General features: G+C 66.8%; 6 protein-coding genes and 1 pseudogene. 2 read left to right on the top strand and 5 right to left on the bottom strand.

Going from position 1 to position 4,737, the window contains the following annotated elements:
• The 5 genes from C1I99_RS29245 to C1I99_RS32965 form a co-directional block, all read right to left on the bottom strand.
• Positions 1–237 (bottom strand): helix-turn-helix domain-containing protein (locus tag C1I99_RS29245; protein WP_233512780.1); only part of this gene is annotated, 237 nt, incomplete at its 3' end.
• Between the two features lie 74 nt (positions 238–311).
• Entirely contained in the window at positions 312–539 is a 228-nt protein-coding gene (locus tag C1I99_RS29240; RefSeq protein WP_111137415.1) for a phytanoyl-CoA dioxygenase family protein, read from the bottom strand.
• A 446-nt stretch (positions 540–985) separates the two neighbouring features.
• Complete coding sequence (locus C1I99_RS29235) at positions 986–1,480, bottom strand: hypothetical protein (RefSeq protein WP_146604082.1); 495 nt, start codon at positions 1,478–1,480, stop codon at positions 986–988.
• A 260-nt stretch (positions 1,481–1,740) separates the two neighbouring features.
• A complete protein-coding gene (locus C1I99_RS34330; RefSeq protein WP_233512779.1) occupies positions 1,741–2,136 on the bottom strand; it encodes a hypothetical protein in 396 nt (131 codons plus the stop codon).
• A gap of 677 nt (positions 2,137–2,813) precedes the next feature.
• Complete coding sequence (locus C1I99_RS32965; protein ID WP_158554119.1) at positions 2,814–2,972, bottom strand: hypothetical protein; 159 nt, start codon at positions 2,970–2,972, stop codon at positions 2,814–2,816.
• On the opposite strand from C1I99_RS32965, the pseudogene C1I99_RS34890 reads away from it, so the two are divergent.
• Together C1I99_RS34890 and C1I99_RS29220 are read left to right on the top strand one after the other, a co-directional pair.
• Positions 2,961–3,291, top strand: a pseudogene (locus tag C1I99_RS34890) (IS630 family transposase); the annotation flags it as partial. The gene C1I99_RS32965 and the pseudogene C1I99_RS34890 overlap by 12 nt on opposite strands.
• A 165-nt stretch (positions 3,292–3,456) precedes the next feature.
• Positions 3,457–4,497: an IS630 family transposase gene (locus C1I99_RS29220; protein ID WP_111137413.1), complete on the top strand. Its 1,041-nt coding sequence runs from the start codon at positions 3,457–3,459 to the stop codon at positions 4,495–4,497.
• Positions 4,498–4,737 lie beyond the last annotated feature (240 nt).

Below are 4,737 nucleotides of genomic sequence, written 5' to 3'. Positions count from 1 at the left end.
AGGGCGGGGCCGGTCGGCCAGGCCGGCCAGGCCCTCGACCTCGTGGCGGGTGATCCACCGGCGGACGGTTTTGGGGTCGTAGTGCAGCAGGGCGGCGATCTCGGCGGCGGTCCAACCGGCGGCGGACAGCAGGATCATGACTGCTCGTGTGGCTATTCGCCACTGCCGGTGCAGGGCGTCGATGAGCTGGTCGTACTGCTCGTCGGTTGGGTTGGCGTACACGTGCGCGGGGCGCATACTGGCAATGACCTCGTCGGGTGATCTTGTGTGGTAACTCGATCAAACCCCGACGAGGTCTTTCCTATGTGGGCCTACCTTGACTCGGGCGGGTTACGGACAAAACTTCTGGCCAGGCGCTTAGTGGTTTCGGCGGTGTGCCACAGGCGGCCGCTGTAGACCAGCACACTACCGGCGGGCATGACCGCCGGAACAAGCTTCTGCGGCTGCGGACGGTTGCCCGGAGCGATCAAGGTAGCGCCGTTGCTGACGGTGAAGTCATCGACCGCCCAGATGACGTTGATCTCCGCCTTCGCTGTCACCGATCAGCCACAGCAGGAGATCCTAACCGCACATCCAGGTCCGCCCAGGAGGGCTTGCATTGATCTCGGCGGACGCGGATGCCCGGCTGGAACTCCCAGCGGGCTGTCGAGTATTAGGCCGGCGGCGAGTTCCGGATGGCGGGCGGCGTGTCGCCCCCTGCACGCCATCCGCCCTGCGCCGTCCCGCTGATCTGCACCCGGGGGCCGTGGGCATCGCCCACGGCCCCCGGGCTCTGTCAGTAGATCTCAACGCCGTATCTGACCAGCGCCGGGTTCACCGGCTGTTGGTACGGGACGCATCCGCCGCTGTACCGCCCGGAGTTGATGCCCGCTCCGGGATGCCCGAGGCTCGCTGCAGTGTGCTGCGCCGAGTGGGGCCTACGCGGCGGACGCTCCGAGCAGAACACCGGCGAAGGCGGCGCCGGCCGGGCGGGCGCGACCGTAGATCAGCCGATCCATACCAGGTCAACCGGCCGCAGGAAGACGCTGCACAAGTCGGAGTTGAGGCCCCCAGTGTAGGCCGTGATCCTGATGGCGAACGGGCTGTTGGGATTGAGGTAGCCGATGTCCTGAACGCCCGTGTTCCGGGGGCCGTTGTGCCACTTGCCGTCGGCTGGCGGCTGGTTCACGACGCCCATCGGCCCGGTCGGGTGCCAACTGCCGTCGTACCACCGCACCTGGACGGCCGCGACGATGGCGGCGTCGATGCCAGCGTCGAACTTGTAGCCCCATAGCTGGACCTCGGTGTAGACGCCGGGGTTGTTCCGCGTCGGCTTGCCCCAGGTGTGGATGTCTGCGCGGAACTCCTTGCCGTCCAGGTTGCAGGACCCGGCCGCCCGGTATCGCACGTTAGCCGCACTGGCCGGTGCGGCCCCGATCGCCACAGCCACGATCACACCCATTACCAGAGCAGCGGTTGCCTTGGTCAGGATTCTTCGCATTCTTGCACTCCATCTCATGAATTGCCGGTGAATTCAGCGGCAATTGCTGGGATACGCCGGCAGATGCCGATGCGGCAATTCCCGGTAAGTGAAGCGGAAATTAGCAGCTTGTGTTGAAGGCAGGGCTACGGCAAGGTAGCCATTTGACCGTTCAGGTGAGTCCGAGTAGTTGCAGCGGTCGGTATGGGTTTCGGCTGTTGCGGCGTAGTGCTTTCGCGATGGCGGTGGTGCCTGCCAAGCGGAGCAGGCTGATCGCGGTGTTACCTGCGCAGGGTGGCCATGGCGCGGGGTGCGTTGCCGGTGCGCAGGCAGCTGGCGTCTTCGGCGTAGGTGGTATCGCGGATGTGGTGCAGGGCTTCGATGGCCCAGTGACCGCGCAGCCAGTCGGCCAAGTCGGCGGGGCTGGCCTGGGCGGCGGTCAGGTTGGTGATCGCGTAAACGGTGACGGTGGACCAGCGGCCGGTGCTCTGATTGAACCGGCGACGCCGGATCCGTAGCGCCTGGGTGGCGTGCGGGAAGTCGAGGGCGAGCGGGCCCGTGCAGGTGACCGCTTGCAGGCGGCGGATGTCGTAGCGGCCGTGCCCGCTGATCCAGCACGGCGAGCAGATGCACCTGGGGACCGGTGGGGCCGCCGCCGCGCAGGGTTCGCCGTCCACGCTGTATACCCGTCGCCCGGTGTCGGCCGCCGGCCGGGACGTCAGGACCCACCGGCCGACCGTGTCGTCCAGGGCGTCAGCGTCGACACCGGCCAGAATCCTGCGAACGTGGACTCGTCCGGAGCCCGGTACACCCCGGTGAACGGGTCCCGGAACACGCCCAGTTGCTACGGCGCATCGGCGGCCCATTCCGCGACCGCCGCCGAACGGGCGCCGGTCAGCACTGCCGCTACTGCGACGGCGAGGACTTCGGGCAGCGCATGCACGACACCGCGGGGGTCTCGCCGGTCCGGCACTGCTGTGTTGAGCGGCACTCGATATGAGCACGTGTCGTCAGTGGGGATGAGCGTGATCTGGCATAACTTGGGCGGGTCGGTGCCGTCAGGTGCGACGACACGGCGCGCATCCGAGTGCGCCCGGTCGATGATCCATCCCGCGTCTCCCGCTCCCACAGCGGTTACGGTGCGCGATGTTGTTCGATGGCAAGCCGACCCGCACCGCAGGCGCGGCCAACGCGCCGAGGAGCGGAAGCGGTGCGGCAGCTTCACGGTGGGTTTGCATAGCCCGCTTACGGGTCATCGGCGACACGGCGAGCAGTGCGCCGTCACCGCGAGCACGAAGGACTTCACTTCGTGCTCACCAGCAACGGCGCCGAGGTGCTCATTTTCAATGTCGCGCTACAGTACTGCTGTCGACACCGCCAGCTGCCACGCCTGCTGCCCCGTCGCGATCTGGCCACCGGCGGCCACGTGGACCGCGCTGGACAGCCACGGCCAGCCGTCCCACTGCAACGGCAGCCAGCCACCATCCCACGCCAGCAGCGCGGCATCCGTCACCGCATCCTGACCCCCGGCTCCAACATCCGCCGCACCATCCACGGCGCGATCAACCAAGAAGTGGCTGGCCGACCACCCCCGACTCCTGCTCATCGAGGGCGCCAAGTACAGCCCCCAGGACAACCCGGTCGAACGGATCTGGGCCGTACTCAAACAACACATCGCCAACACCGCACCAGCGACCATCGCCGACCGGATACGACAGGCCCACGCCTTCTTCCGCGCCCGAAGCAACCAGCAGAACCTCACCACCGCCGCACCCTGGACCTCACCCTGGCTCCCCAACGGTTACGGACAAGACTTCTGGCCAGGCGCTTAGTTCGCGATCCGCCATACGGCGGCCATGGCGGCGACCGTAGCAGACAGCCCCAGCACCCGCCCGGGGCCAATCGTGGCAGCGCTGGTCGCGTGAGGGCGGGTCGACATCGAATGGTCGCCGGTAGATACAGCATTATTGAGAGGTAACTCAAAGGTGCCGTGATCGTTGTCCGTATATGGGTGTTATGGCAGGAGATGCGCGGCGGCTTTCTCCGCAGGCACAAGAGGATCTGCGGCGTCGGGCGGTCGCGGCGGTCAAAGCCGGATTCACCCAAGCAGCAGTGTCCACAATGCACTGAATACTGTGTGGCGATGGGTGAACGCCTTTGACCGTAAGGGAAACAAGGCGCTCAAGACCGGTAGGCGGGGCCGGCGTCCGGGCGAGCAGAAGGCCCTGGACGCGCGGCAGGAAGCCCGGGTGCGGCGAGCGGTGCTGGGCAAGTACCCCGACCAAGTCGCCCTGCCCGGCCTGGTGTGGACCCGTCCGCAGGTGCGCCAACTGGTGCGTAACTGGTTCGGTATCGGCCTGTCGCTGGTCACCATCGGCAAGTACCTGCGCTCCTGGGGAATGTCGCCGCAGAAACCGATCCGGCGGGCCTACGAACAGAACCCCGAAGCGGTGGCCCGCTGGCTGGCCGAGCGGTACCCGGCCATCGCCAAGCAGGCCGGCAAGGACAAAGCGGTCATCTTGTGGCTGGACCAGACCGGCCTGCGCTCGGACGCCTCGGTCGGCAAGGGCTGGGCGCCGGTAGGCAAGACCCCGGTGGTGGGCAAGACCGGCAAACGCTTCGACGTCAACGTGATGGCCGCGATCAGCAACCGGGGCGAACTGTACTTCACCTGCTTCACCGGCTCATTCACCGGCCCGGTGTTCCTGGCCTTCCTCGACCGCCTCGTCCGTCACCTGGACCGGAAGGTCCACCTGGTCGTGGACGGACACCCGGTCCACCGGCGGATCATGGTGCGGGACTGGCTGGCCGAACGCGTTGACCAGATCCAGATGCACTTCCTACCCGGCTACGCGCCCGAACTGAACCCCGTAGAACTGCTCAACGGCGACATCAAACGGCATGTAGCACAAGCGAACCCGGCCAACCCAGCAGGACTGGCCGCAGCGGCGGCAACGCACCTACGCCGCCGCCAAAACCAGCCCGAGATGGTCAAAGCCCTGTTCGGCAAACCCGAAGTCCAGTACGCGGCCGGCTGACCACGGCACCTTCGCCCTACGGGTCAATATGTCCGTAACGCGCGCCCGAGTCGGGGCAAGTCCACATAGGAAAGACTTCGTCGGGGTTTGATCGAGTTTCCACACAAGATCACCCGACGAGGTCACCGCCAGTATGCGCCCTGCGCATGTATACGCCAACCCAACCGACGAGCAGTACGGCGGTGGATCACCCGCCACGACACCGAGGGCCTAGCCGGCCTGGCCGACCGGCCCCGACCC

It is taken from the genome of Micromonospora deserti, assembly GCF_003236335.1.
In the GTDB taxonomy this organism is placed as follows: Bacteria; Actinomycetota; Actinomycetes; order Mycobacteriales; family Micromonosporaceae; genus Micromonospora; species Micromonospora deserti.
The sequence above is the reverse complement of the archived record's forward strand: the minus strand, read 5'-3'. Positions and strand labels throughout refer to the sequence as shown.